The sequence below is a fragment of the Siphonobacter sp. BAB-5405 genome, assembly GCF_002872335.1.
Taxonomy (GTDB): Bacteria; Bacteroidota; Bacteroidia; order Cytophagales; family Spirosomataceae; genus Siphonobacter.
In genome coordinates, this window is record NZ_NJAG01000143.1 from 1 (window position 1) to 1,952 (window position 1,952).

Genomic DNA, 1,952 nt, shown 5'->3' on the forward strand with positions numbered 1-1,952 from the left:
ACCGGGATGAACGCCAATGGCAGCAGCCAGGACATGGACGGCTTCAACTACAACTATACGGCCATTCGTCAGGCCTGTCTGGTGAGAGAAAACATTGACCGGGTTCGGGATATGTCTACTACCGACAAAGCGGTGGTGAAAGCCGAAATGAAGGCTTTGCTGGCGTACCGTTACGGACAAATGCTGACCATCTGGGGGGGTGTACCCCTGGTTTCCAGAAGCTTCCAGGCTACGGAAGAACTGGCTGTTCCCCGAAATTCGGTGAAAGCCGTACTCGATTCCGTAGTAGCCTGGTGTGATCAGGCCGCGGCAGTGTTGCCCGCGAAATGGCCGGACACGTTTTCGGGTCGTATGACCAAAGCGGCGGCTCTATCGATTAAAACCAAAGCCCTGATGTACGCCGCCAGGCCGTTGTTTAATACCGGAACGCCTTACCTGGATTTTGGTAGCAACAATGCTTTGATTTGTCTGGGAAATACCGACCCTGCCCGCTGGACCACCGCTGCTCAGGCGGCCGAGGCGGCATTGACTGAAGCAGAAAACAACGGGGGCTTTCGCCTGATCAATACGGGTAATCCCCTGGATGATTACGGCACGGCTACTTCTACGCCCGGGAATGCCGAGGTGATTCTGGCGTACAAGTCGAACAACAGCTGGCAAATGAACATGTTCTACAACCTGCACAACTGGCAGGCTTACGGGAACGTCCTGTTAACCACGCAGCTGGAAACCTATTACAAGCAGGATGGTACCGACCAAACCTGGCCTACCGGTACCGAACAATTACCTTTCTCGGACTACCTGAGCAAGATGAAAGACATGGAAGCCCGGTTTAAGGCCTGTTTTCAGCCCTGGCAGATGGACGCCTGGAACAACCCGGGTGATAACCAGTGGAGCAACCAGAATACGTTTCAGTGGGAAATGACGGGTTGTGCCCGGTCAACCAAGTTTTACTACAAGGCTGGTTCCCGGAACTGGTTTGAGTTTCCTCTTTTCCGGGTTGCTTCCCTGTATCTGAGTGCGGCTGAAGCGTATAACGAATCCGGTCAGACGGCGAAAGCCTGGAACGACTCAATAAAGTTCACCAGCGTGCCGGCCTGCCCGCCGTTACGGTAACCAGTCAGACGGCCTTACGCAAAATCATCCAACGCGAATGGGCGGCTGAATTTTTCTCGGAAAATTATCGCCTTCAGGATATCAAACACTGGAAACTCGAAAACATCGGCTCTGGCATCATTGGTGGATCCATCCGGACTTTTGCCTACAATAATGGAAACGGTGCCAAGCTGACGGGCAATACCAATTACCAGAGCAAGATCGAATACCAGGGTTTCTGGGCTCCCCGCCAGTTTCTGAATCCCTTCCCCCAGACCGAGGTTAACAAAGCCATCATTGTTCAAAATCCAGGGTATTAAGGCCTAACCAACGTAACGTATTTACTTTCGATGAAAAATCCCCTATACGTCTATAAACGGACCGCCTGGCTGTTGGCATTACTGCTCGGGAGTTCCTGTTTCCAGATAAATGCCCAACAGACGGACAGTCTGAAAGTCACACCAGTTGATCATTACCCCACTCCGTTTTTCAGTAGTTCACGCCTGGAATCAGTAATTACTTCTTCGTCGCTATCAGGGGCCGCTCTTTTCCAGACGCCCGTGCCCAACGTAACCAACGCTCTCTACGGCCGGTTGCAGGGCCTGGTCGTTCAACAGCGTTCCGGCGAGCCGGGTTATGATGCTGCCGCCCTGAACATTCGGGGACTGGGTACGTATGACAATTCGGATCTGACCATCTGCGTGGATGGATTCCTGACGACATCATCTTATTTTCAGTACCTGTCTCCCTCCGAAATTGAGAGTATTACCGTCCTGAAAGATCCGGTCTCACTGGCGGCTTTCGGCATGAAAGGAGGAAACGGAGTATTGTGGGTGGTGACCAAGCGGGGAATGGTT

The 1,952-nt window shown here is 52.6% G+C and carries 3 protein-coding genes; all 3 read left to right on the top strand.

Annotated features, from left to right (window positions below):
• Positions 1-1,116 (top strand): RagB/SusD family nutrient uptake outer membrane protein (locus BWI97_RS26625; RefSeq protein ID WP_199182132.1); only part of this gene is annotated, 1,116 nt, incomplete at its 5' end.
• The gene (locus tag BWI97_RS29430) at positions 1,098-1,415 is read left to right on the top strand and encodes a RagB/SusD family nutrient uptake outer membrane protein (RefSeq protein ID WP_369826682.1); all 318 of its coding nucleotides are present in this window, start codon (positions 1,098-1,100) and stop codon (positions 1,413-1,415) included. The genes BWI97_RS26625 and BWI97_RS29430, both read left to right, overlap by 19 nt.
• A 30-nt stretch (positions 1,416-1,445) precedes the next feature.
• Positions 1,446-1,952 (top strand): TonB-dependent receptor plug domain-containing protein (locus BWI97_RS26635; protein ID WP_158242884.1); only part of this gene is annotated, 507 nt, incomplete at its 3' end.